Origin of the sequence: Streptomyces sp. NPDC004667 (assembly GCF_040609475.1) — a bacterium.
GTDB lineage: Bacteria > Actinomycetota > Actinomycetes > Streptomycetales > Streptomycetaceae > Streptomyces.
This window is the reverse complement of sequence record NZ_JBEXKC010000006.1, coordinates 60,323-81,283: the sequence shown is the minus strand read 5'-3', so window position 1 is coordinate 81,283 and position 20,961 is coordinate 60,323. Positions and strand designations below refer to the sequence as shown.

19 protein-coding genes and 2 tRNA genes are annotated in these 20,961 nt (G+C 72.5%); 7 read left to right on the top strand and 14 right to left on the bottom strand.

Annotated elements, in window-relative coordinates; translation table 11 throughout:
* Window positions 1-91: 91 nt before the first annotated feature.
* From def to ABZW32_RS05345, 8 genes are all read right to left on the bottom strand, one after another.
* Window positions 92-727, bottom strand: coding sequence for a peptide deformylase (def, locus tag ABZW32_RS05380; RefSeq protein ID WP_285535706.1), 636 nt, complete (start codon window positions 725-727; stop codon window positions 92-94).
* A 58-nt stretch (window positions 728-785) separates the two neighbouring features.
* Window positions 786-1,781 carry a hypothetical protein gene (locus ABZW32_RS05375; protein ID WP_030225829.1) on the bottom strand — a complete coding sequence of 332 codons (996 nt, stop codon included), beginning with the start codon at window positions 1,779-1,781 and terminating at the stop codon, window positions 786-788.
* A gap of 104 nt (window positions 1,782-1,885) precedes the next feature.
* Window positions 1,886-3,163, bottom strand: coding sequence for an HD domain-containing protein (locus tag ABZW32_RS05370; protein WP_356211425.1), 1,278 nt, complete (start codon window positions 3,161-3,163; stop codon window positions 1,886-1,888).
* Window positions 3,160-4,734: an HD-GYP domain-containing protein gene (locus tag ABZW32_RS05365; RefSeq protein ID WP_356211422.1), complete on the bottom strand. Its 1,575-nt coding sequence runs from the start codon at window positions 4,732-4,734 to the stop codon at window positions 3,160-3,162. The genes ABZW32_RS05370 and ABZW32_RS05365 overlap by 4 nt, the downstream gene beginning before the upstream one ends.
* 173 nt (window positions 4,735-4,907) lie before the next feature.
* Window positions 4,908-5,210 carry a mycothiol system anti-sigma-R factor gene (gene rsrA / locus ABZW32_RS05360; RefSeq protein WP_030225838.1) on the bottom strand — a complete coding sequence of 101 codons (303 nt, stop codon included), beginning with the start codon at window positions 5,208-5,210 and terminating at the stop codon, window positions 4,908-4,910.
* Window positions 5,207-5,851, bottom strand: a complete 645-nt coding sequence (locus ABZW32_RS05355) for a sigma-70 family RNA polymerase sigma factor (protein WP_007266438.1) — start codon at window positions 5,849-5,851, stop codon at window positions 5,207-5,209. The genes rsrA and ABZW32_RS05355 overlap by 4 nt, the downstream gene beginning before the upstream one ends.
* Window positions 5,852-6,186: 335 nt before the next feature.
* The gene (locus ABZW32_RS05350; protein WP_356211419.1) at window positions 6,187-6,831 is read right to left on the bottom strand and encodes an alpha/beta family hydrolase; all 645 of its coding nucleotides are present in this window, start codon (window positions 6,829-6,831) and stop codon (window positions 6,187-6,189) included.
* Between the two features lie 24 nt (window positions 6,832-6,855).
* Window positions 6,856-7,671 carry an SOS response-associated peptidase gene (locus ABZW32_RS05345; RefSeq protein ID WP_356211416.1) on the bottom strand — a complete coding sequence of 272 codons (816 nt, stop codon included), beginning with the start codon at window positions 7,669-7,671 and terminating at the stop codon, window positions 6,856-6,858.
* Between the two features lie 53 nt (window positions 7,672-7,724).
* Here ABZW32_RS05345 and ABZW32_RS05340 point away from each other — a divergent pair, with 53 nt between their 5' ends.
* The 4 genes from ABZW32_RS05340 to ABZW32_RS05325 all read left to right on the top strand — a co-directional run bounded on the left by ABZW32_RS05340 (window position 7,725) and on the right by ABZW32_RS05325 (window position 11,269).
* Window positions 7,725-8,438: a M50 family metallopeptidase gene (locus tag ABZW32_RS05340; protein ID WP_356211413.1), complete on the top strand. Its 714-nt coding sequence runs from the start codon at window positions 7,725-7,727 to the stop codon at window positions 8,436-8,438.
* Between the two features lie 53 nt (window positions 8,439-8,491).
* A complete protein-coding gene (gene aroA, locus ABZW32_RS05335; protein ID WP_356211410.1) occupies window positions 8,492-9,835 on the top strand; it encodes a 3-phosphoshikimate 1-carboxyvinyltransferase in 1,344 nt (447 codons plus the stop codon).
* Window positions 9,836-9,843: 8 nt separating this feature from the next.
* A complete protein-coding gene (gene rsgA / locus ABZW32_RS05330) occupies window positions 9,844-10,854 on the top strand; it encodes a ribosome small subunit-dependent GTPase A (RefSeq protein ID WP_356211407.1) in 1,011 nt (336 codons plus the stop codon).
* A 91-nt stretch (window positions 10,855-10,945) separates the two neighbouring features.
* Window positions 10,946-11,269 (top strand): multidrug efflux SMR transporter, encoded by a 324-nt coding sequence (locus ABZW32_RS05325; protein WP_069921864.1) that lies wholly within the window; start codon window positions 10,946-10,948, stop codon window positions 11,267-11,269.
* On the opposite strand, the gene ABZW32_RS05320 is transcribed toward ABZW32_RS05325, so the two are convergent.
* Window positions 11,235-11,927 carry a TetR/AcrR family transcriptional regulator gene (locus tag ABZW32_RS05320; RefSeq protein ID WP_356211403.1) on the bottom strand — a complete coding sequence of 231 codons (693 nt, stop codon included), beginning with the start codon at window positions 11,925-11,927 and terminating at the stop codon, window positions 11,235-11,237. The two genes, ABZW32_RS05325 and ABZW32_RS05320, sit on opposite strands and share 35 nt — an antisense overlap.
* A gap of 138 nt (window positions 11,928-12,065) precedes the next feature.
* Here ABZW32_RS05320 and hisN point away from each other — a divergent pair, with 138 nt between their 5' ends.
* Window positions 12,066-12,869, top strand: coding sequence for a histidinol-phosphatase (gene hisN / locus ABZW32_RS05315; RefSeq protein ID WP_356211400.1), 804 nt, complete (start codon window positions 12,066-12,068; stop codon window positions 12,867-12,869).
* Window positions 12,870-13,034: 165 nt separating this feature from the next.
* Window positions 13,035-13,427: a CBS domain-containing protein gene (locus ABZW32_RS05310; RefSeq protein ID WP_356211397.1), complete on the top strand. Its 393-nt coding sequence runs from the start codon at window positions 13,035-13,037 to the stop codon at window positions 13,425-13,427.
* A 74-nt stretch (window positions 13,428-13,501) separates the two neighbouring features.
* On the opposite strand, the gene ABZW32_RS05305 is transcribed toward ABZW32_RS05310, so the two are convergent.
* Window positions 13,502-14,974 (bottom strand): catalase, encoded by a 1,473-nt coding sequence (locus ABZW32_RS05305; protein ID WP_356211394.1) that lies wholly within the window; start codon window positions 14,972-14,974, stop codon window positions 13,502-13,504.
* Window positions 14,975-15,102: 128 nt separating this feature from the next.
* Here ABZW32_RS05305 and ABZW32_RS05300 point away from each other — a divergent pair, with 128 nt between their 5' ends.
* Window positions 15,103-15,519: a Fur family transcriptional regulator gene (locus ABZW32_RS05300; protein ID WP_356211391.1), complete on the top strand. Its 417-nt coding sequence runs from the start codon at window positions 15,103-15,105 to the stop codon at window positions 15,517-15,519.
* A 173-nt stretch (window positions 15,520-15,692) separates the two neighbouring features.
* Here the strand turns inward: ABZW32_RS05300 and ABZW32_RS05295 are convergent.
* The 4 genes from ABZW32_RS05295 to ABZW32_RS05280 form a co-directional block, all read right to left on the bottom strand.
* Window positions 15,693-15,766, bottom strand: a tRNA-Met gene (locus ABZW32_RS05295).
* Window positions 15,767-15,825: 59 nt separating this feature from the next.
* A complete protein-coding gene (locus ABZW32_RS05290) occupies window positions 15,826-17,682 on the bottom strand; it encodes a tetratricopeptide repeat protein (RefSeq protein ID WP_356211388.1) in 1,857 nt (618 codons plus the stop codon).
* 215 nt (window positions 17,683-17,897) lie between these two features.
* Window positions 17,898-17,971, bottom strand: a tRNA-Met gene (locus ABZW32_RS05285).
* Window positions 17,972-18,024: 53 nt separating this feature from the next.
* The gene (locus tag ABZW32_RS05280; RefSeq protein WP_356211615.1) at window positions 18,025-20,919 is read right to left on the bottom strand and encodes a UPF0182 family protein; all 2,895 of its coding nucleotides are present in this window, start codon (window positions 20,917-20,919) and stop codon (window positions 18,025-18,027) included.
* Window positions 20,920-20,961: the final 42 nt, after the last annotated feature.

The following is a 20,961-nucleotide window of genomic DNA, read 5'->3' as shown; positions in this document are numbered from 1 at the left end:
TCCCGGCACCCTTTCCACCGCACGGCCCGCACGAAGGCCCCGTCCCGGATTCCGGGGCGGGGCCTTCGTCGTGTGCGGGTCCCGTGCGGGATCAGGCGTTCGGGACGACCGGGTAGCGGGGGGTGCCCTCTTCCATCTGGCGCAGGGCGTCCTTGCGCTCGCGCTTGGAGAGGCGGTCGATGTACAGGTACCCGTACAGGTGGTCGGTCTCGTGCTGGAGGCAGCGGGCGAAGTAGCCGGTGCCGCGGACCTTGACCGGGTTGCCCTGGGCGTCCTGGCCGGTCACCTCGGCGTAGTCCGGGCGGGCGAGGGGGGCGTAGGCGGTCGGGACCGAGAGGCAGCCCTCGTTGGAGTCGTCCAGGACGCGGCCGGCGGCCGGCAGTTCCACCAGCTTCGGGTTGACCACGTAGCCGGTGTGCCGCTTGCCGTCGTCGTCCGGGCAGTCGTAGACGAAGACCTTGGCGTCCACGCCGATCTGGTTCGCGGCCAGGCCCACGCCCTCGGCGGTCTTCTGGCTGGCGAACATGTCGTCGATCAGCTGCGCGAGCTCCTCGCCGAACTCGGTGACGTCCTTGCACTCCCGGTGCAGCACCGGGTTGCCGACCACCGTGATGGGACGGGAGGTACCGCGCTCGCGGTGGGCGAGCTCGCGCGCCTCACAGTCCTCGGTGTCCACGACGTAGCCCTCGTCGTCGATCGGGGTCACCTGGTTCTCCTGCTGCGCCATGTCCGCCGTACGCCTTCCCTCAAGTCCGTGGTGTGCCCGTACAGCCTACGGCCCGGGGTCAGCAGACTTCTTCGAGATCCCGCCACTCGCGGCTGTCCGGGCTGTCCGCGACCCATCCGTCGAGCAGTCCGCGCACGAGGCCGGCGGGCGCCGCGATGCCGCATTCGCGCTCGGGTACCCACAGGGATCCGGAACCGGCCGTGCGGTGGCCGAGCGGGCCCGGATGGCCCGGTTCGCTGTGGTCGTGGGGGTCCAGGTGGTCCCCCTCGCCCTCGCCGCTGGGCATCGCGCTCTCCGAGCAGGTGCGGCACAGCAGCCGGACCGACGAGGACCAGTCCTCGGCGGCGAAGCCGGCGTCGGAGGCCAGCTGCTCCAGGGCGTCGCGGTCGGCCTCGGTGGCCGCCTCCAGCAGCACCACCCAGGTCGGCACCGGGGAGGGGGCCCACAGCTCGATCTCGTCGAAGACCGGGTAGGAGGGGCCGGCCGCGGTGATCCGCTCGCCGTGCGGGACGCCGTCGTGCAGGACGACCTCGCCCCAGCGCCGTCCCGAGGAGGGAAGCGGAATGGACAGGACCTCCATCCGGGCCGGATCGAGCCTGCGGCCCCACACGACCTCGGCCTCGCCCTCGGGCGACAGCCGTACGGCGGCGCTGCCGAGCTCCATGCCGACCGGCTCGCCCGTCCCGGCGGTGCTGTGCGGGTCGCCGGGCACCCTCAGCCCGTACGCCTGCCAGGCCCGGCGGGCCAGCGGCCAGTCCTGGAGGGCGGTCGCGGCGATCCCCACGTTCCACCAGTCCGGGGCGCCGGTCTCGCGGTCCAGCAGGGCCACGGCGCGCAGCCCTGCGGCCCTCGCCTGCTCCCAGTCGTGCCGGAACTTGTGGAGCAGGGCCAGGTTGAACCAGGACTCGGACAGCCAGGGCTCCAGATCCGCCGCCCTGGTCAGCAGCGCGCCCGCGTCCTCGTACCGACCGTCGCCGATCAGCGTGAACGCGCGGTCGGTGGCCTGCCGCCACGAGGCGGAGGGCCGATGCCGTACCTTCCCGAAGATCCTCACGATTCCCGCCTGCCGGTCCAACGGTGCAGCCTTGCGGACACCCTCACGGACACTCCTACTGCATCCAACCATGCCCGCTCGGACGGCCGCTCATTACCCATGGGTTACCCCGGTGGGACGGGGACGACTCCGCCCCGCCCGCCCCTGGCCAGAACCCTCGCCAAGGACTCCACGACCTCGGGCTGGTAATCGTGCCCGGTGCCCAGCCGGAGCTGCTCCAGGGCGGCCAGTGAGCCGCCCGGGTGACGGTTCCCGCCCACCAGGTCGTCGTACGCGTTCACCGCGCGCACGATCCGGGCGGCGACGGGCTGGTCCCGGTACGGGTCCGCCTGCCGCTCCACGATCACCGCGACCTCGGGCGGCACCCCGGTCTGGCGGGCCACCTCGCCGCCCAGCCCGGCGATCCGGCGGGCCTCGTCGGCGGGCAGGGCGGCGGTGGCGCCGGAGGGGACCGGGTCGACCAGCGAGAGCTGCCCGATGTCGTGCATCAGGGCGGCGTACTCCAGCACCGTGAGCTCCCGCTCGGAGAACCCCAGCTCCCGGCCGACGGCACAGCTCAGGGCCGCGACCCGGCGGGAGTGCCCCGGTGGGGTGTAGCCGGCGACCTCGGTGGCCCGCGCCAGGGAGGTGATGGTCTGGCGGTAGGTGGTGCGGACCGCGGTGATCCGGTGGAAGGACATCTGGGTCAGCAGCAGCGGCACGCTGAGGACGGGCAGCGCCCACAGGCCCGCCACGGCCACCCCGAGGGCCATGACGACCCCCGTGGCGCAGATCGCGGCGCCGATGCCGAGCCGGGCGCGCAGCTCGTCGCGCAGCAGCGGCCCGAAGGGCCATCCGGTACGGGACCGGGCCGACGCGGCCGCGAGGACGGCGTCGCACAGGGCGGTCAGGCCGAGCAGGAGCACCAGGAACAGGACGAGGTACGGGCCCTGCCCGAGCCACTGGCCCAGCCGTCCGGAGTGGTGCAGGGGCTGGAAGCAGGCGGCGGCGAAGGCCACGGTCAGGACCCTGCGGGCCACGTGGTCCAGGGCCGGCCCGCACCCCCGGGCGACGTGCGGCACCACCCCGGCCAGGGCCGCCGCGACGACGACGGCGACGGTCTGCAGGACCCCGTGGTGGGTGGGGTGCCCGGCGTTCTGGCCGAGCAGGGCGTACGCGAGGGCCGCGGCGAAACCGAGCGGCGCGGGCCGGCGGTCCTCACCGGGGACGTGCCCGGCGGGGTCGCGGTGGTCGCACCGGGCCAGTTCCCCGACGGTGATCAGGATGCCGAAGGCGAGGGCGGCGCCCGGATCGGCGACTCCGGTCCACAGGGTGTGGCCGAGCCCCGCCAGGGTGAGCAGGGCGGCGGCCGCCCGCACGCCCCACGCGGACGGGGCCCTCACCGGGCACCCGGCGCGGGCCGCTCGGGCGCCGGCCCGGGCGCCGGCTCGCCCTCGCCGCGCGGGCGGTCGGCCGCGTGCCCCGGCGGCTGGGCGGGCACGGCGGGCAGCGCCGGCGCCGCGGAGGCGGCCGTGCCGGCGGTGCCGGTCGTACCGGTCGTACCGGCGGCTGCGGCCGTGCCGGCGGTGCCGGTCGTACCGGCGGTGGCGCCGATCACCTGGAGGTCGTCGTCGGAGGTGACCACGGGGTGCCAGCCGTGCCGCCCGATCGCGGTGACCAGCGCCCGCACCATGGCCGGGTCGAACTGGGCCCCGGCGCAGCGCTCCAGTTCCTTCAGGGCGACGGCCACCGGCCGGGCCCGGCTGTAGGAGCGGGTCGAGGTCATCGCGTCGAAGGAGTCGGCCACCGCGACCACCCGGGCCAGCACCGGGATCTGCTCCCCGCTCAGCCCGTAGGGGTACCCGGAGCCGTCCACCCGCTCGTGGTGGTGCAGGATCGCGGACCGGGCCTCCCCCAGGAAGCCGATGCCCCGGACCATCTCGTGCCCGTACTCGGGGTGCAGCTCGATGACGCGGCGTTCCTCGGGGGTCAGCGGCCCGTCCTTGCGCAGCAGCCGGGTCGGTACGCCGAGCTTGCCGACGTCGTGCAGGATCCCGGCGATGCGGACGACCTCCAGGCGGTCGTCGGCCATGCCCAGCTCGCGGGCGATCATCGCGGAGGCCTGGCCGACGCGTTCGCTGTGGCCGCGCGTGTAGCGGTCCTTGATGTCGACGGCCTGCACCAGGGCGCGGATGGTGGCCCGGTGGGCGGCGCGCTCGCGGTGGTACTGGGCGAAGACCCAGCAGGAGACGGACATCGGCAGGAGGACGAGGAGCGCGGCCGGGATCCCGTAGGGGCTGCGCCACATCACGGCCATCATCAGTCCGGCGAGGCCGTGCACGCAGTGCGGGGCGAGGGACCCGGTGGGGAATCCGTGCCAGGCGTCGGCGGCCGGCCGGTGTTCGGCGGCGGCCAGGATCCCGCCGTCGAGGGCGGTGAGCACCAGGCAGAAGGCGACGGCGGCGACCGCGGCGGGGAGCATCACGGAGGGGAAGCCGGCCACCCACAGGGACGGATCCGCGGCGTGTCCGGTCCCGCCCGGGGGTCCGGTGCCGCCGGCGGATCCCCCGGCTCCGGCCGTCGGCTCCCGGCCGCCGAGGAGCCCGTAGACCCGCCCGGCCAGGTGGGCGGCTATCGCCTGCTGGGCCGCGTGCCACACCCGGCGGACCGCGGCGGGCCGCCGGACGACGGTCTGGGCGAGCGCGCCCGGCACGGCGACGAGCGCGGCGGCCGCGGGCGGCAGCAGGAAGACGGCGGCCATCACGACGGGGAAGAAGGAGCCGGGGCCGTCGGGCGCCAGGCGGCCCGCCGGGGCGAACACCCGGACCAGTTCGCAGCCCAGGTAGAGCGCGGCGAGCAGGACGACGGCCGTCCAGGGCGTCGCGGGGTCCGTCAGGGCGGGGGCGGCACACGCGGCGGCGGCGAGCACGGCGGCCGACACGTACGCGCGCGCCGTCGGCGGAAGTGCCCGCATGGCGCTCGCCTCCCCCCTGTGCCGTGCGCACCGGGTGCCGAAGGGAACCGGCACCGAGAGGGGAGAATAGGCGGGCCCCCTGGGAAAGCAGGGCACATTTATGCATTGCGCCGTACGGGCGCCCCCGGATTAGCACCTTCGAGTGAACGAAGTGGCCTTCCGGGGGCGGCTGTTCAGCCGGTCGCGGGACCGGCGGTCACGTCGTGGTCGGGCACGGCCTGACCCGAGCGGATCAGCTCGATCCGTCCCATGACCTTGGAACGCAGATCGCTCGGCACGTCGTCCGAACCGCAGCAGCGCTTCACCAGCTTCTTGACGGCCTGCTCCAGGCCGTACTTCTCCAGACAGGGATTGCACTCGCCGAAGTGGGTCTCGAACTTCGTGCAGTCACTGTCGGGCATCTCGTGGTCCAGGAACTCATAGAGATGGTCCAGAACCTCGGCGCACTCCGTCTCGTGCGGCTCTCCGCAGCTCATGAGCCCGAGCCTTTCAGGTCGTTCGACTCTCCCGCGCCGGCGGGGACCAGCCCGCGCTCACGGGCATAGTCCTCCAGCATTCCGCGGAGTTGACGGCGGCCACGGTGCAGTCGCGACATGACCGTACCGATGGGTGTACCCATGATGTCCGCGATCTCCTTGTACGCAAAGCCCTCTACGTCGGCAAGATAGACCGCGATGCGGAACTCTTCCGGAATGGCCTGAAGGGCTTCCTTCACGTCGGAATCGGGCAGGTGGTCGAGCGCCTGCGATTCCGCGGAACGCAGACCGGTCGACATGTGCGACTCGGCGCGCGCCAGCTGCCAGTCCTCGATCTCCTCCGCCGCGCTGCGCTGCGGCTCGCGCTGCTTCTTGCGGTAGGAGTTGATGAACGTGTTGGTCAGAATGCGGTACAGCCACGCCTTGAGATTGGTGCCCTCGCGGAACTGGTGGAAGGACGCGTACGCCTTCGCGTACGTCTCCTGGACCAGGTCCTCGGCGTCGGCCGGGTTGCGCGTCATGCGCAGCGCGGCGGAGTACATCTGGTCGAGGTAGCCGAGGGCGTCCCGCTCGAAACGCGCGTTGCGCTCCGCCGTTGTCTCCTGCGCCTGGCCTTCGTCGGTCCCAGCGACAGGACCCACCTCCTCCGACAGCGTGGCGGCTCCGAAAGCGGATCCGCTCGAATCGGAGAATAGTCGACCATCCCGGCCTTCCGCCGCCCGAAGCGAGGCGCGCTTGGGGGCAGGCAGCACCGTCCAGTCCAGGTCAGCGGCCTGCGGACGGTTCTGGCTGATGACCTGGGTCATGCGCTCCCTCTCCTCCGACGAATTCCCCTACGTTCCGACACTCCACACAACAGGCGGGCGGTGCGGGGCATTCCCGGGCCCGCCAAGGGTCTTGGGCGATATTCCGGTCCGTCCGGGGGCGGGTGACCGGGATCACTCCGGAATCCGTCAGGTCGGGCGTTCGGCCGCGCTCATCCGATGAGCCGGTCGAGCCACGGCCCCACCGCACCGGTGATCGCGGCGAGGGTTTCCTCCTGGGTCGGGCCCGCCTTCTTCGGCACGGCGAAGCCGTGGTCGGCGTGGGCCACCTCCACCAGCTCGTACGGGTCCGCTCCGGCCGGCGCCGGGAACTCCTCGGGCCGCCCGAAGGGGTCCCGGCCGCCCTGCACCACCAGCACCGGCCTGTCGGCCCCCAGCAGCTCGGCCTCCCGGGACTTCTCGGGCCGGCCCGGCGGGTGCAGCGGGAACGCCAGCGCGAGCACCCCGGCGGCGTCCAGTTCCACGGCGGTCCGGCAGGCCACCCGGGCCCCCGCGCTGCGTCCGCCGGCCACCACGGGCAGGCCCGGCCGGCGCAGCACGGGCCACACGGCCCGCCAGCCCGCGTCCAGCGTCCCGGGGGCGGCGGCGACCTTCTTGCCCGCGACCCGCCAGGGCTGCTCGACCAGGGCGACGGTGACCCCCCGCGCGGGCAGGGCGGCGGCCAGGGCCGCGAGGTCCCGGGCCTCGATGCCGCCGCCGGCACCGTGGCCGAGGGCCAGGACGAGCCGCGCGGCGCGGGCGGGGTGCCAGGTGACGCGGGCCTCGCCCGCCGGGGTGTCGACGCTCTCGGTGGTCATCCCCCGATCATGCCGGTCGCCGGGTCAGAAGAGGGTGCCCTCCTCCGGCGCGGCCAGCTCGCCGAGCAGCTCCGGCCCGTTGTTGCGGACGTTGCTGACGGCGGTGGACACCGGGTAGGCGCGCATCAGCCCGCCGGGCGGCGGGGCGAGGAGGCCGCGCAGCTCGTCCTCGTCGGTGCGGGCGGGGTCCAGCCAGGCGTCCCAGCGGTCCGGGGTCAGCATGAGCGGCATCCGGGGGTGGATGTCGGACAGCGAGCGCGGGCCCTCGGCGGGAGCCGAGCCCAGCGGCCCGGTCTCGGCCTCGGCGGTGATCACCGAGCAGGTGGCCCACCAGGCCTGCGGGTGCTCGGGCGGCAGGGTCCCGTCGCGCCAGAACTCGTAGATCCCGGCCATCGCGAAGACGGAGCCGTCGGTGGGCAGGACGAAGTACGGCTGCTTGCGGGACCGCTTCTTCTTCCCCTCGACCTCCAGCTGCCGCTCGTCGTGGGCGGTGACCCACTCGTAGTAGCCGTCGGCGGGGACGATGCAGCGCCGCTGGGCGAAGGGGCGGCGGAAGGACGGCTTCTCGTGCAGGGTCTCGGAGCGCGCGTTGATCATCCGGGCGGCACCCTCGGGGTTCTTGGCCCAGGAGGGGACCAGGCCCCACTTCAGCACCCGCAGCTGGCGAACCGGACGCGGGTCCCCCGCGTCTTTGAGGGGACGGTCGAGGACGACGTGGACCTCCTTCGTCGGCGCCACGTTCCAGTCGGGGGCCAGGGTCTCCTGCGGCTCCCACCGCTCGACACCGAATACCGCCGCCAGCTCCCGGGGCGTCCGACTCGCCGCAAACCTTCCGCACATGGCTGACACACTGCCATGGCACCCGCCCTCCACCGCAAGGAGTCCGCCACTCCATGGACAGCACCACGACGGCCGGTCTCTGGGACCGGCTGACCGGCATACAGCCCCAGCCCTCCTGGTGGCTGGTGGTCCTGACGGGCCTGGCCGCCCTGGCCGCGGTGGGGCCGCGGCCGGTGTGGCTGCTCTCGCGCAACGCGATCACCATCGCGCACGAGGGCGGACACGGGCTGCTGGCCCTGCTGACCGGACGGCGGCTCGACGGCATCCGGCTGCACTCGGACACCAGCGGGGTCACCGTCAGCAGCGGCAAGCCCACCGGGCTCGGGATGATCCTGACGGCCGCCGCCGGTTACACGGCGCCCTCGCTGCTGGGCCTGGGCGGGGCCGCCCTGCTGTCGGCGCACCGGATCACGCTGCTGCTGTGGGCGGCGACCGCGCTGCTGCTGGCGATGCTGGTGATGATCCGCAACGCGTACGGGCTGCTGACGGTGGTGCTGACCGGCGCCGCGTTCGTCCTGGTGTCCTGGCTGGCGCCGTCCGGGGTGCAGGCGGTGTTCGCGTACGCGGTGGTGTGGTTCCTGCTGCTCGGCGGGGTGCGGCCGGTGTTCGAGCTCCAGGCCAAGCGACGGCACGGCGGAGCCCCCGATTCGGACGCCGATCAGCTGGGGCGGCTCACCCATGTGCCCGCGCTCGCCTGGCTGCTGCTCTTCCACGCCGTCGCGCTGTGCTCGCTGATCGGCGGCGGTCGCTGGCTTCTCGGCCTCTGAGACGGGCCCGCGATCAAGATCTGGGCCCGGGGGAAGCCACTAAAGTGGTGGCCATGACCGAGACCCCCGCGCTCCACGCCCTCTGGCCCGCCCCCCTCGCCGACGGGGCCGTCCACGCCACCGTCACCGTGCCGGGGTCCAAATCGGTCACCAACCGCGCCCTCGTCCTGGCCGCCCTCGCCGCCGAGCCGGGCTGGGTGCGCCGCCCGCTGCGTTCGCGCGACTCCCAGCTGATGTCGGACGCGCTGCGCGCGCTGGGCGTCGGCATCGAGGAGACCGTCTCCTCCAGCTCCGGTGACGGCGCGGGCGGCGAGGCCTGGCGGATCATCCCGGCGGCCCTGCACGGCCCGGCCACCGTCGACGTCGGCAACGCGGGCACGGTCATGCGCTTCCTGCCGCCCGTCGCCACCCTGGCCGCCGGCGACATCCGCTTCGACGGCGACCCGCGGTCCTACGAGCGCCCCCTGGGCGAGGTCATCAACGCCCTGCGCGCCCTCGGTGCCCGGATCGACGACGACGGCCGCGGCGCGCTGCCGATGACCGTCCAGGGCGGCGGGGCCCTGGAGGGCGGCACGGTCGAGATCGACGCCTCCAACTCCTCACAGTTCGTCTCGGCCCTGCTGCTCTCCGCACCCCGCTTCAACCAGGGCGTCGAGGTCCGCCACACCGGCGCGACGCTCCCGTCGATGCCGCACATCCGGATGACGGTGGAGATGCTGCGCGCGGCGGGCGCCCAGGTCGACACCCCCGAGGCCGGCGGCGAGAAGAACGTGTGGCGGGTCGCGCCGGGTGCGCTGCTCGGCCGCGACATGGTCGTGGAGCCGGACCTGTCCAACGCCCAGCCGTTCATGGCCGCGGCCCTGATCACCGGCGGCACGGTGACCGTGCCGGACTGGCCGCGCCGCACCACCCAGCCCGGTGACGCGCTGCGCCGGATCTTCACCGAGATGGGCGGCTCCTGCGAGCTGACCGACGCGGGCCTGGTCTTCACCGGCACCGGCAAGATCCACGGCATCGACGTGGACCTGAGCGAGGTCGGCGAGCTGACCCCGGGCATCGCGGCGGTCGCGGCGCTGGCCGACTCGGAGTCGGTGCTGCGCGGTGTCCAGCACCTGCGCCTGCACGAGACGGACCGGCTGGCCGCCCTCACCACCGAGATCAACGGGCTCGGCGGCGACGTCACCGAGACCGCCGACGGCCTGCACATCCGCCCGCGCCCGCTGCACGGCGGCGTCTTCCACACCTACGACGACCACCGGATGGCCACGGCCGGCGCGGTGATCGGCCTGGCCGTCAAGGGCGTGGAGATCGAGAACGTGGCGACGACCGCGAAGACCCTGCCGGACTTCCCGAAGATGTGGACAGACATGCTCGCGGGCACGGGAGCGGGAGCGTAGGGCCCGTCATGCGCAGGTACGGCAAGCACACCGACGAGGACGACATCCGCCAGCGCCCGAACCCCAAGGGCAACCGGGCGCGGACGAACATCCGGCCCAAGCACGAGGACGCCTCCGAGGGCTTCGTGCTGACCGTGGACCGCGGCCGGCTGACCTGCCTGGTCGGGGACCGCACGATCACCGCGATGAAGGCCCGCGAGCTGGGCCGCAAGGCGGCGGTGGTCGGCGACCGGGTCTGGATCGTCGGTGACCTGTCCGGCAAGAAGGACACCCTCGCGCGGATCGTGCGGATCGAGGAGCGCAAGTCCGTCCTGCGGCGCACCGCCGACGACGACGACCCGTACGAGCGGGTGGTCGTGGCCAACGCCGACCAGCTGGCCATCGTCACGGCGCTGGCCGACCCCGAGCCCCGGCCCCGCATGATCGACCGCTGTCTGGTGGCCGCGTACGACGCCGGGCTGGAGCCCCTGCTGGTGCTCACCAAGTCCGACCTGACCTCGGCCGACAAGATCCTGGAGATCTACTCCACCTTCGGCCTGGACTACGTGGTGACCAACCGCGAGGAGCTGGCGACGGGCGGCGCCGCCGACCGGGTGCGCGAGCGCCTGAACGGCCGGATCACCGCCTTCGTCGGGCATTCCGGCGTCGGCAAGACCACCCTGGTGAACTCGCTGGTCGCCGAGGGCCGCCAGCGGGCCACCGGCCACGTCAACGCGGTGACCGGCCGTGGCCGCCACACCACCACCTCGGCGCTCGCCCTGCCGCTGCCCGCCGGGGACGGCTGGGTCATCGACACCCCGGGCGTGCGCTCCTTCGGCCTGCACCACGTGGACCCGTCCCGGGTGATCCTGGCCTTCCCGGAGCTGGTGCCGGGGACGGAGGGGTGCCCGCGCGCGTGCAGCCACGACGAGCCGGACTGCGCGCTCGACCAGTGGGTGGAGGACGGACACGCGGACCCGGCACGGCTGTACTCGCTGCGCCGGCTGCTGCAGACGCGGGAGCGTCGCGAGGGCGACTGACCGGGCGGCGGGGTTTGCAGGGCGTCCTGTCTGGTAAATGCATCATCGCACCAAGTGACGCGTCGTCACGCGAGGCGGGGAGGCAATCGACATGGCGTGGCTGCTCGTGGTGGTCGCGGGGATCCTGGAGACCGGCTTCGCGGTCTGCCTCAAGCTGTCCCACGGTTTCACCCGGCTGTGGCCCACGGTCGCCTTCGCCTGCTTCGCCCTGGGCAGCTTCGGCCTGCTGACGCTGGCCCTGAAGAAGCTGGACGTGGGCCCCGCGTACGCGGTCTGGACGGGCATCGGGGCCGCCGGGACCGCGATCTACGGCATGGTCTTCCTCGGCGACCTGGTCTCCACCCTCAAACTCGTCTCGATCTCGCTGGTGATCCTGGGCGTCATCGGGCTCCAGCTGTCCGGTTCGGCGCACTGAGCGGCGCACCGGGGGGCGTCGCCGGAGGCGGCACGGCCGGCAGTCCGAGCAGCCTCAGCAGCTCGGCGGCGGCCCGGTCCCCGATGGCGTCCTCACCGGGGGCTATCACGTAGGACAGCGCGAGCCGGACGGCGAGCTCGCAGCGCCAGGCCGGTTCTCCCGGGCTCAGCGCGGCCGCGGCCCGGTCCCGCACCGTCCGGGCCAGTTCCCCCGGCGCGAGGGCCTGCCGGGTGCCCGGCGGGGGCGGCGCGGGCAGTGCCGGCTCCCAGCCGCCGGTGAGCAGGGCCCGTACGAGGGGCCGGGTGCGGGCGGCGCGCACGGTCCACTCCGCGACGGCGGCGAGCCGGCCGGCGGCATCCGCGTCCGTGTGCGCATCCACAGCCGCGCCCGCGTCCGTGCCCGCGCCCGCGTCCGCGTCCGCGTCCCGTACGCAGAGGGGCCGGGGGGCCAGCGCCCGGTCGACCCCGTCGAGGTACTCCTCCGCCGCCCGGCGCACCAGGGCGCGGCCCAGGCCGTCCTTGCCGCCGAACTCGTTGTAGAGGGTCTGCCGCGAGACGCCGGCGGCGGCCGCGACCTCCACCATCCGCACGGCCGGCCAGGGGCGCGCGGACAGTGCCGCTCCGGCCGCACGCAGCAAGGACTCCCGGCCCGCCGGCATCGTCGCCTCCCCGCTGTCGGTCTCCCGCTGGGCTCCCCCGTCAGAGTTGACGGGCCGACAGATCCTGTCAAGGGCGCCTCCCCGGCCGCACTGTGGACCTCGTTCGCCGGGCCGCCCCGGTGTCGATACTGTTCGGGCATGTCCACGTATGCCGATGATCTGCGCCTTGCCCTCGAACTCGCCGACGCGGCGGACGCCGTCACGATGCGGCGGTTCCGCGCCCTCGACCTCCAGGTCGAGACGAAGCCGGACATGACCCCGGTCAGCGAGGCCGACAAGGCCGCCGAGGAGGTCGTCCGGGCGGGGATCCTCGCGGCCCGGCCCGCCGACGCCATCCTGGGCGAGGAGTACGGACTCCGGGGCGACGGCCCGCGCCGCTGGGTCGTGGACCCGATCGACGGAACGAAGAACTACGTCCGCGGGGTCCCCGTCTGGGCGACGCTGATCTCCCTGATGGAGGAGGGCGACGACGGGGCGTTCCACCCGATCGTCGGCGTGGTCTCGGCCCCCGCGCTGGGCCGCCGCTGGTGGGCCGCGCAGGGTTCGGGGGCCTTCTCCGGCGGGGCGCTGGGCGAGCCGACGTCCCTGGGGGTCTCGAAGGTCGCGGGCCTGGGTGACGCCTCCTTCGCGTACTCCTCGCTGAGCGGCTGGGAGGAGCAGGGCCGGCTCCCCGGGTTCCTGGACCTGACGCGCGCCTGCTGGCGCACTCGGGGTTACGGGGACTTCTGGCCGTACATGATGGTCGCGGAGGGTTCGCTGGACCTGTGCGCCGAGCCCGAGCTGAACCTGTGGGACATGGCGGCGATCGCGGTCGTGGTCCAGGAGGCGGGGGGCCGGTTCACCGACCTCGACGGCGCCCCGGGCGTCCACGGCGGGAACGCGGCGGCGTCCAACGGCCTGCTGCACGACGAGATGCTCGCGCACCTGCGCCCCCGGGCCTGACCCCGCTGCGCGGGTGAGTGCGCTCAGCGCGCCCCCTTGATGACTCTCCGTATCCGTGGGAATCTGAGACTCCCCCGCTTGTGCACTTGTGAAGCGATTCTCGAAAGGGGCGCCCACGGGTGCACCCACCCAAGCGGGGGACTCACCCAGGAGGTGGCTCTCTTCATGCTCGTCCGTGACGCCATGAGCACCGTGATCCTCACCCTCGGACCCGCGCACACCCTTCGACAGGCGGCCTGTCTGATGTCCGGCCGGCGCGTCGGCGCGGCCGTGGTCCTCGACCCCGACCACAGCGGCATCGGCATCCTCACCGAGCGCGACATCCTCAACTCGATCGGCGCGGGCCACGATCCCGACCGGGAGTCGGTGGGCGCGCACACCACGAACAACGTCGTCTTCTGCACCCCGGAGGCCACCGTGCAGGAGGCCGCCGAGGCCATGGCCATCGGCGGTTTCCGGCACCTGATCGTTCTGGAGGACGGTGGCCCGGTGGGCATCGTCTCCGTCCGCGACGTCATCCGCTGCTGGGTGCGGGCGCGGCGCAGCATCGCCGCGTAGACCGCGACGACGACGGGCCGGCACCCCCCGAGGGGGTGCCGGCCCGTCGTCCTGCCACGGCAAGCGGTCCGGTGTCAGCCGCGGAGGGCCTGGACCGCGGCCTCCAGCCGCTTGCCGAAGTCGCCGTCCGCCTGGCGGAAGTTGTTGATCGCCCGCTCGGCGATGTCGTCACGGGAGACCTTGGCGATGAAGCCGGACAGGTTCTCGATCAGACGGGACTTCTCGTCCTCCGACATCAGGCGGTAGAGGTCGCCCGCCTGGACGAAGTCGTTGTCCTCGGAGTGCGACGGGGTGGCGTGGTTGCCCGTGCCGCCGGTCACCGCGGCGGACTGCCACAGCGGGCGGTCCGTCTGGAAGGGGCCGCCGAAGCTGTTCGGCTCGTAGTTCTTCGCGCCCTTGTGGCGGCCGTCGTACAGGAAGCCGTCACGGGAGTTGGTGCGCGCCTCGGTGGCGTGCGGGCGGTTCACCGGCAGGTGGTCGGCGTTGATGCCGACGCGGTAGCGGTGGGCGTCGCCGTACGCGAAGAGGCGGCCCTGGAGCATCTTGTCCGGGGACGGTCCGATGCCGGGGACGAAGTGCGCCGGGGAGAAGATGGACTGCTCGACCTCGGCGAAGACGTTCTCCGGGTTGCGGTTGAGCTCCAGCTTGCCGATCTCGATCGGCGGGTAGTCCTCGTGCGGCCACACCTTGGTGAGGTCGAACGGGTTGAAGCGGTAGTTCGCCGCGTCGGCGTCCGGCATGATCTGGACCTGCACGGTCCAGGTCGGGAACTCGCCGCGCTCGATGGACTGGCGCAGGTCGCGCTGGTGCGAGTCGGGGTCCTCGCCGGCCAGCGTGTTGGCCTCGGCCTGGGTGAGGTTCTTGATGCCCTGGTCGGTCTTGAAGTGGTACTTGACCCAGAAGACCTCGCCGGCCTCGTTGTTCCACTGGAACGTGTGCGAGCCGTAGCCGTTCATGTGGCGGTAGGACGCCGGTATGCCGCGGTCACCGAACAGCCAGGTCACCTGGTGGGTGGACTCGGGCGACAGACCCCAGAAGTCCCAGACGTTGTCCGCCTCCTGCGAGCCCGTGTACGGGTCGCGCTTCTGGGTGTGGATGAAGTCGGGGAACTTGATCGCGTCCCGGATGAAGAAGACCGGGGTGTTGTTGCCGACGAGGTCGTAGTTGCCCTCTTCGGTGTAGAACTTCAGCGCCCAGCCGCGGGGGTCGCGGCGGGCGTCGGCGCCGCCGAGGCTGTCCGCCACGGTGGAGAAGCGCAGAAACGTTTCCGTCTCCTTGCCGACCTCGGAGAGGAACTTCGCCCGGGTCCACTGGCTCACGTCACGGGTGACGGTGAAGGTTCCGTAGGCACCGGCGCCGCGGGCGTGCACCACGCGCTCCGGGATGCGCTCGCGGTTGAAGTGGGCGAGCTTCTCCAGGAGGAGCTGGTCCTGGACGAGAACGGGCCCGCCGACGCCAGCGGTCTCGCTGTTCTGGTTGTCGGCGACCGGAGCCCCGGCCTCCGTGGTGAGCGGTCCCTGCTGCGTCACGTGCGCCTCCTGCGTCATTCCTGCGTGTCCTGTCCTTGGCGTTCGCCGTTCTCGATCCTACGATGGACTTTGTCTAAGTCAAGTAAGCATCCAAGTCCACACCGGTTCGGGATCTGCACCGAATCCCCACTGTTAGGCTGGCGTGTATGAGTGACCTGCTGGAACGACTTCGCGGACGCGGCTGGCGCATGACGGCCCAGCGGCGCGTCGTGGCCGAAGTGCTCGACGGCGACCACGTCCACTTGACGGCCGACGAGGTCCACGCGCGAGCCGTGACCAAACTGCCCGAGATCTCTCGAGCGACGGTCTACAACACCTTGGGCGAGCTGGTCACCCTCGGCGAAGTGCTGGAGGTCTCCACGGACCGGCGGGCCAAGCGGTACGACCCGAACGCCCACCGCCCCCACCAGCACCTGGTCTGTGCCCGGTGCGGGGCCATCCGCGACGTCCACCCGGCGGGGGACCCGCTGGCCGACCTGCCCGCCGCGGAGCGCTTCGGCTTCGTGGTCTCGGCGGTCGAGGTGACGTACCGCGGCCTCTGCCCGAACTGTGCGGGCGCGTAGCCGGGTCACGGACGAACGGAAAAAGGCCCGGGGGCCACGGCCCCCGGGCCTTTTCGCTGCCTACGACCCCGGGCCCATTCGCTGCCTTGAACGGCCGCCACCACGGGGCGGCCGTTCACGATCAGAAACGACTCAAGGCCCGGATCCATGGGATCCGGGCCTTGGGCCTTCAGTAGCGGGGACAGGATTTGAACCTGCGACCTCTGGGTTATGAGCCCAGCGAGCTACCGAGCTGCTCCACCCCGCGTCGGTAAACACGACTGTACGTGAGGCCACCCGGCAGATGCAAATCAGTTAACCGGCACCTCAAGCCGACAGCTCCTCCGCCAGCGCGTCGCGCAGCCGGGCCGCCCGCTCGGAGACCTCCGCCGGGCCCAGCTCCATGGCCCGGACGCACCACTTCTGCCCCTCGGACAGGTCTCCGTGGCGGGCCGCGAGCAGGCCCAGCCGCAGCGCCGCCCTGCCGTGCCCCGCCACCGCGGCGCGGGTCCACCACAGGGCCGCCTCGGGCTCGTTGCCCTCGCGGGCCAGCAGCAGCCCGAGGTTGAACGCGCCGTTGCGGGAGCCGGCCTCCGCCGCCTCCCGGTACCAGCGCGCGGCCACCGTCAGGTCGCCCCGGGCGGCGGCCAGCATCCCGACCCGGACCTGGGCCCGCCGGTGACCCTGCTCGGCGGCGCGCTCGTACCACTCCTCGCTCTCGGTCCGCGCGGCCCCGCCGACCGGCTCGCCCAGCGCCACCGGCTCCGGGGGCGGGGCGAGCGACTCCAGCAGGGAGGCCAGCCGGAACGCCGCCTCGGCGCTGCCGCCGCCCGCCGCGCAGCGCAGGTGCCGCTCGGCGGCCCGCTCGGCCCCGTCGCGCACCAGGGCGATCCCGACCTGGAGCGCCGCGTCGGTGTGCCCGGCCGCGGCGGCCCGCTCGTACCACTTCAGCGCCGTGCGGTCCTCGTCGCGGCTGGCGAAGAGGATGCCCAGGTTGAAGGCGGCGTCCACGCTGCCGGCCTCGGCCGCCTTGGAGAACCACGGCTCGGCCCCGGCCGCGTCACCGCCCTGGAGGAGCAGGATGGCGAGCGCGTTGGCGGCCTCGCGGTGGCCCGCGTAGGCGGCCCGGCGGTACCACTGCTCGGCCTGCGCCGTGCGCTCCTGCGCGGCGCACAGCAGGGCGAGGTTGTACGCGCCGTTCTGGTCGCCCGCGTCCATCGCGGCCCGGTACCACTTCTCGGCCGTCTGGGTCTCGCCCCGGGCGGCGTGCAGCGCGCCCAGGGCGTTCGCCGCGTTGCCGTCGCCGTCCTGGGCGGCCCGCAGCCACCACGACGCCGCGCTCTCCTCGTCCCCCGCGTCGCGCAGCAGGAAGCCGAGGGCGCACGCCGCCCGGGCCTCGCCCTGCTTCGCCGAGCTGAGGTACCAGCGCCCGGCCTCCTTGAGCTCGCCGCGCGCCTCCAGCAGGGCGCCCAGGTGGAGCCCGGCGCGGCGGTGGCCGCGCGCGGCGGCCTGGCGGTACCACTGCTCGGCCTCGGTGGGGTCGCCCTTGCGCAGGTGCCGTGCCAGGCGGTACGCCGCCTCGCGGTGCCCCTGCTCGGCGGCGGCGCGGAACCAGCGCTCGACGCCCTTGTCCCCGCGGTGCTCCAGCAGGTCGGCCAGGCCGTAGGCGCCCAGGGCGTGGCCGGATTCGGCCGCCTGGCGCAGCCAGTACTCGGCGGCGGGCTCGTCCCCGCGCTCGCGGTAGTGGCGGCCCAGGGCGTGTGCGGCCGGGGCCGATCCGGCGACGGCCGCGACCCGCCACCAGCCGGCGGCGTCGTCGGGGTAGCCGCGCTGGTGCAGGAGGACGCCGAGGTTGTTCGCGGCGGCGCGGTCGCCCGCCGCGGTGGCTCCGCGCAGGTACGGTTCGGCACCGGCCAGGTCGCCGCGGCGCAGCAGGAGGGCCCCGAGCACGCTCATGGCGCCCGAGTCGCCCTTGTCGGCGGCCAGCCGGTGGCGGGCCTCCAGCTCGGCCTCGGTGGCGCCTTCGGCCTCGCCGAAGGCTTCTTCCGCGAACACCGCATCGGTCAGTGCGGTCTGCGCGTTGACAGACTGAGCCGCCTCACCGGACTCCGTACCCGACTCGGCCTCCGCCCTCACAAACCGCCCTGTCTCCAGCAGAGTTGACCTGTCCCCCATAAATCCCATCGTCGCATCACCTGCTACCCGCGTACACCTGGTATGTCGCAGCCAGTGAGGTCACTACAGCGTTTTGTCGACATGCCCACAGAGAGACAAGTCAAACACGCTCACACCCCAACTCACCCGCCCCAGTGACCCCGTGTCTCCCGGCTTCTTCCTCCGGCCCCCGTCCGGACATGACGAAGGCCCGGATCCCATTGGATCCGGGCCTTCGTCTTCAGTAGCGGGGACAGGATTTGAACCTGCGACCTCTGGGTTATGAGCCCAGCGAGCTACCGAGCTGCTCCACCCCGCGTCGGTGAAACCACACTATCACGACGCGGGGAGGGGCCTTGACCACGTGGGTGCCTAGCCGCCCGTCTTGGGCGCCGTCAGCTTCGCCTCGGCGTCGATCGCCCGCTTCAGCGCGGCCTTGATGTCGTCCTGGGCCTTGCCGTAGGCCGTCCAGTCGCCGGCCTGCCGGGCCTTCTCCGCCGCGTCGATGGCCTTCTGGGCGTCGTCCAGGGCCGCCTTGACCGTCGGGTCCTGGGCGGTGGGCGGAGTGACGGTTCCCTCACCCGGCGGGGTCGTCGTCGGGGGCGTCGGCGTGGTGGGCGTGGTGGGGGCCTCGGCGCCGAAGACCACGTTCAGCGCCTTCTCCAGGGTGTCCTCGAAGGCCGTCTGGCCGCCGTAGGTCACGAGCACCTTGCGCAGCAGCGGGTACTTGAGCCCGGAGCTGCGGACGTACACCGGCTCCACGTAGAGCATGCCGCCGTCCAGCGGGACCGTGAGCAGGTTCCCGTACTCGACCTCGGAGTCACCGCCGCGCAGCAGACGGATCGACTCCGCGATCTTCGGCTCGGAGTTGAACTTGCTCTGGACCTGCTTGGGGCCGTCGACCGGGCTGCTGGTCGGCAGCTTCAGGAGTCTGATCTTGCCGTAGTCCGCGGTGCCCGGATCGGCGTTGACCGCCATGAAGGCGCTCAGGTTGTCCCGGCCGTTCGGCGTGAAGGTCGTCGTGAGGGAGAAGACCTGGTCCTTCTCCTTCTGCGCCGGCATCTTCATCGACAGGTAGTACGGCGGAACCGCCGTGCCGGCCTTGGTCGTCGGGTCGTCCGGGACCTGCCAGGCCTCACTGCCGCTGAGGAAGGTCTGCGGGTCGGTGACGTGGTACCGGGTGAGCAGCTCGCGCTGGACCTTGAAGAGGTCCTGCGGGTAGCGCAGGTGGTCCATGAGCGGCTTGTCGATCGCGCTCTTGGGCTTCACCGTGCCCGGGAAGGCCTTCATCCAGGTCTTCAGGACCGGGTCCTCGGTGTCCCACTGGTACAGGCTGACCGTGCCGTCGTACGCGTCGACGGTGGCCTTCACCGAGTTGCGGATGTAGTTGACCTGGCTCTCCTGGGCCACCACCGCGCGCTGGCTGTTGGTCAGCGAGTCGGCGGTGCTGTCGCCCAGCGTGGTGCGCGAGGCGTACGGGTAGCCGTTCGTCGTCGTGTAGGCGTCGACGATCCACTTGATCCGGCCGTCGACGACCGCCGGGTACGGGGCCCCGTCGATGGTCAGCCAGGGTGCGACGGCCTCGACGCGCTCCTTGGGGGTGCGGTTGTAGAGGATCCGCGAGCCCTCGCCGATGGCGCCCGAGTACAGGATCTGCGGCTCGCTGAAGGCGAGCGCGTACGCGGCCCGGTTGACCGGGTTGTCGAGGTTGACGCCGGAGTCGCCCTTGTAGCTCGTCTCCTTCTCGCCCTTGTCGTCCGAGTAGTCGAGCTCCTTCTGCGGACCGCCGACGATCGAGTACTGCTTCGTCTGCTCCCCGTAGTAGATGCGCTGCTCGAAGTCCGTGCCGAACATGCCCTTGGAGGGCAGGTCGGACTGGGTGAAGTCGGGGGCGCCCTTGTCGGTGGCGGTGTTGCCCTTGGCGGCGACCACGCCGAAGCCGTGCGTGTAGCGGAAGTGGTCGTTGATCCAGTTGTTCTTCGGGATGCCGCCGATGTTCAGCTCGCGGAGCCCGATGACCGTGTCCTGGCCGCTGTAGCGGTCCACGGCCAGCGTGGACGGGAAGGCGTAGTAGCCCTTGACCTGCTGGAGCTGCTGGAAGGCCGGGGAGACGATGTTCGGGTCGAGGAGCCGGACGCTGGCGGTGGTGTCCGCCGTCTTGCGCAGCTGGTCCTTGTTCGTGCCGGCGGTGGGCACGCCCGGGTAGTCCTTGACGTCGCTGTCGGCGATCCCGTAGGCGTCGCGCGTGGCCTTGATGTTCTTCTCGACGTACGGGGATTCCTTGGCCTGCTCGTTCGGCTGGACCTGGAACTTCTGCACGATCGCCGGGTAGAGCCCGCCGATCAGGATCGCCGACAGGACCATCAGGCCGAAGCCGATGACCGGCAGCTGCCAGGTGCGGCGCCACAGGGTGGCGAAGAAGAGCAGCGCGCAGATGGCCGCGATGGCGACGAGGATCGTCTTCGCGGGCAGGTAGGCGTTGGCGTCGACGTACCGCAGGCCGGTCCAGTTGTCGGCGGCCTTGAAGTCGCTGGACTTCACGGCGAGGCCGTACCGGTCGAGCCAGTAGGCGACGGCCTTGAAGGTCACGAAGAGGCCGAGCAGCACCGACAGGTGCCCGGTCGCCGCGGCGGTGGCCCGGGCCCCCGGGCTGGTCACGCGCAGGCCGCCGTACAGGTAGTGCACGACGACGGCGGCGATCACCGAGAGCACGACGGCGGCGAAGCCGAAGCCGAGCAGGAAGCGGTACCAGGGCAGGTCGAAGGTGTAGAAGGACACGTCCAGACCGAACTGGGGGTCCTTGCGCCCGAAGGGCACCCCGTTCACGTACATCAGCCAGGTCTTCCACTGGCCGGCCGCCGAGGCGCCCGCGATCAGTCCGACGACCGCGGCGATGCCCAGGAGCAGCCACTTCTTGTACGGGGCGACGCTCATCCGGTAGCGGTCGAGGCTCTGCTGCTCCATCGACATCGCGCTGAGCGGCGGCCGCATCCGGTGCGCCAGCCAGATGTTGAACCCGACGGCACCGGCCATCAGCAGACCGAAGACGGCGAAGAGCCCGATCTTGGTCCACAGGGTGGTCGTGAAGACCGTGGAGTACTTGACGGAGCGGAACCAGAGCCAGTCCGTCCAGAACCCGGCGAACATGATGAACGCCATGGCCAGGACGGCCAGGACGCCCAGGGTCATCAGAAGAGTCCGGGCGCGCCGGGAGGGGCGGCCGACTCTCATCCGTGGCCCGGAGGGGCCTCCGCCGCGGTCCGGCATCTGGAAAGCCAAGGTGCGCACCTCGAAAGTCGCTGTGGTCTG

What these genes read in the sequence shown, in the direction of transcription:
- ABZW32_RS05280 (WP_356211615.1), bottom strand. Translation starts at nt 20,919, where the DNA reads ATGCCGGACCGCGGCGGAGGCCCCTCCGGGCCACGGATGAGAGTCGGC.
- ABZW32_RS05340 (WP_356211413.1), top strand. Translation starts at nt 7,725, where the DNA reads ATGGACAGCACCACGACGGCCGGTCTCTGGGACCGGCTGACCGGCATA.
- ABZW32_RS05345 (WP_356211416.1), bottom strand. Translation starts at nt 7,671, where the DNA reads ATGTGCGGAAGGTTTGCGGCGAGTCGGACGCCCCGGGAGCTGGCGGCG.
- def (WP_285535706.1), bottom strand. Translation starts at nt 727, where the DNA reads ATGGCGCAGCAGGAGAACCAGGTGACCCCGATCGACGACGAGGGCTAC.
- hisN (WP_356211400.1), top strand. Translation starts at nt 12,066, where the DNA reads ATGTCCACGTATGCCGATGATCTGCGCCTTGCCCTCGAACTCGCCGAC.
- ABZW32_RS05325 (WP_069921864.1), top strand. Translation starts at nt 10,946, where the DNA reads ATGGCGTGGCTGCTCGTGGTGGTCGCGGGGATCCTGGAGACCGGCTTC.
- ABZW32_RS05320 (WP_356211403.1), bottom strand. Translation starts at nt 11,927, where the DNA reads ATGCCGGCGGGCCGGGAGTCCTTGCTGCGTGCGGCCGGAGCGGCACTG.
- ABZW32_RS05350 (WP_356211419.1), bottom strand. Translation starts at nt 6,831, where the DNA reads ATGACCACCGAGAGCGTCGACACCCCGGCGGGCGAGGCCCGCGTCACC.
- rsgA (WP_356211407.1), top strand. Translation starts at nt 9,844, where the DNA reads ATGCGCAGGTACGGCAAGCACACCGACGAGGACGACATCCGCCAGCGC.
- ABZW32_RS05290 (WP_356211388.1), bottom strand. Translation starts at nt 17,682, where the DNA reads ATGGGATTTATGGGGGACAGGTCAACTCTGCTGGAGACAGGGCGGTTT.
- ABZW32_RS05310 (WP_356211397.1), top strand. Translation starts at nt 13,035, where the DNA reads ATGCTCGTCCGTGACGCCATGAGCACCGTGATCCTCACCCTCGGACCC.
- ABZW32_RS05305 (WP_356211394.1), bottom strand. Translation starts at nt 14,974, where the DNA reads ATGACGCAGGAGGCGCACGTGACGCAGCAGGGACCGCTCACCACGGAG.
- rsrA (WP_030225838.1), bottom strand. Translation starts at nt 5,210, where the DNA reads ATGAGCTGCGGAGAGCCGCACGAGACGGAGTGCGCCGAGGTTCTGGAC.
- ABZW32_RS05365 (WP_356211422.1), bottom strand. Translation starts at nt 4,734, where the DNA reads ATGCGGGCACTTCCGCCGACGGCGCGCGCGTACGTGTCGGCCGCCGTG.
- aroA (WP_356211410.1), top strand. Translation starts at nt 8,492, where the DNA reads ATGACCGAGACCCCCGCGCTCCACGCCCTCTGGCCCGCCCCCCTCGCC.
- ABZW32_RS05300 (WP_356211391.1), top strand. Translation starts at nt 15,103, where the DNA reads ATGAGTGACCTGCTGGAACGACTTCGCGGACGCGGCTGGCGCATGACG.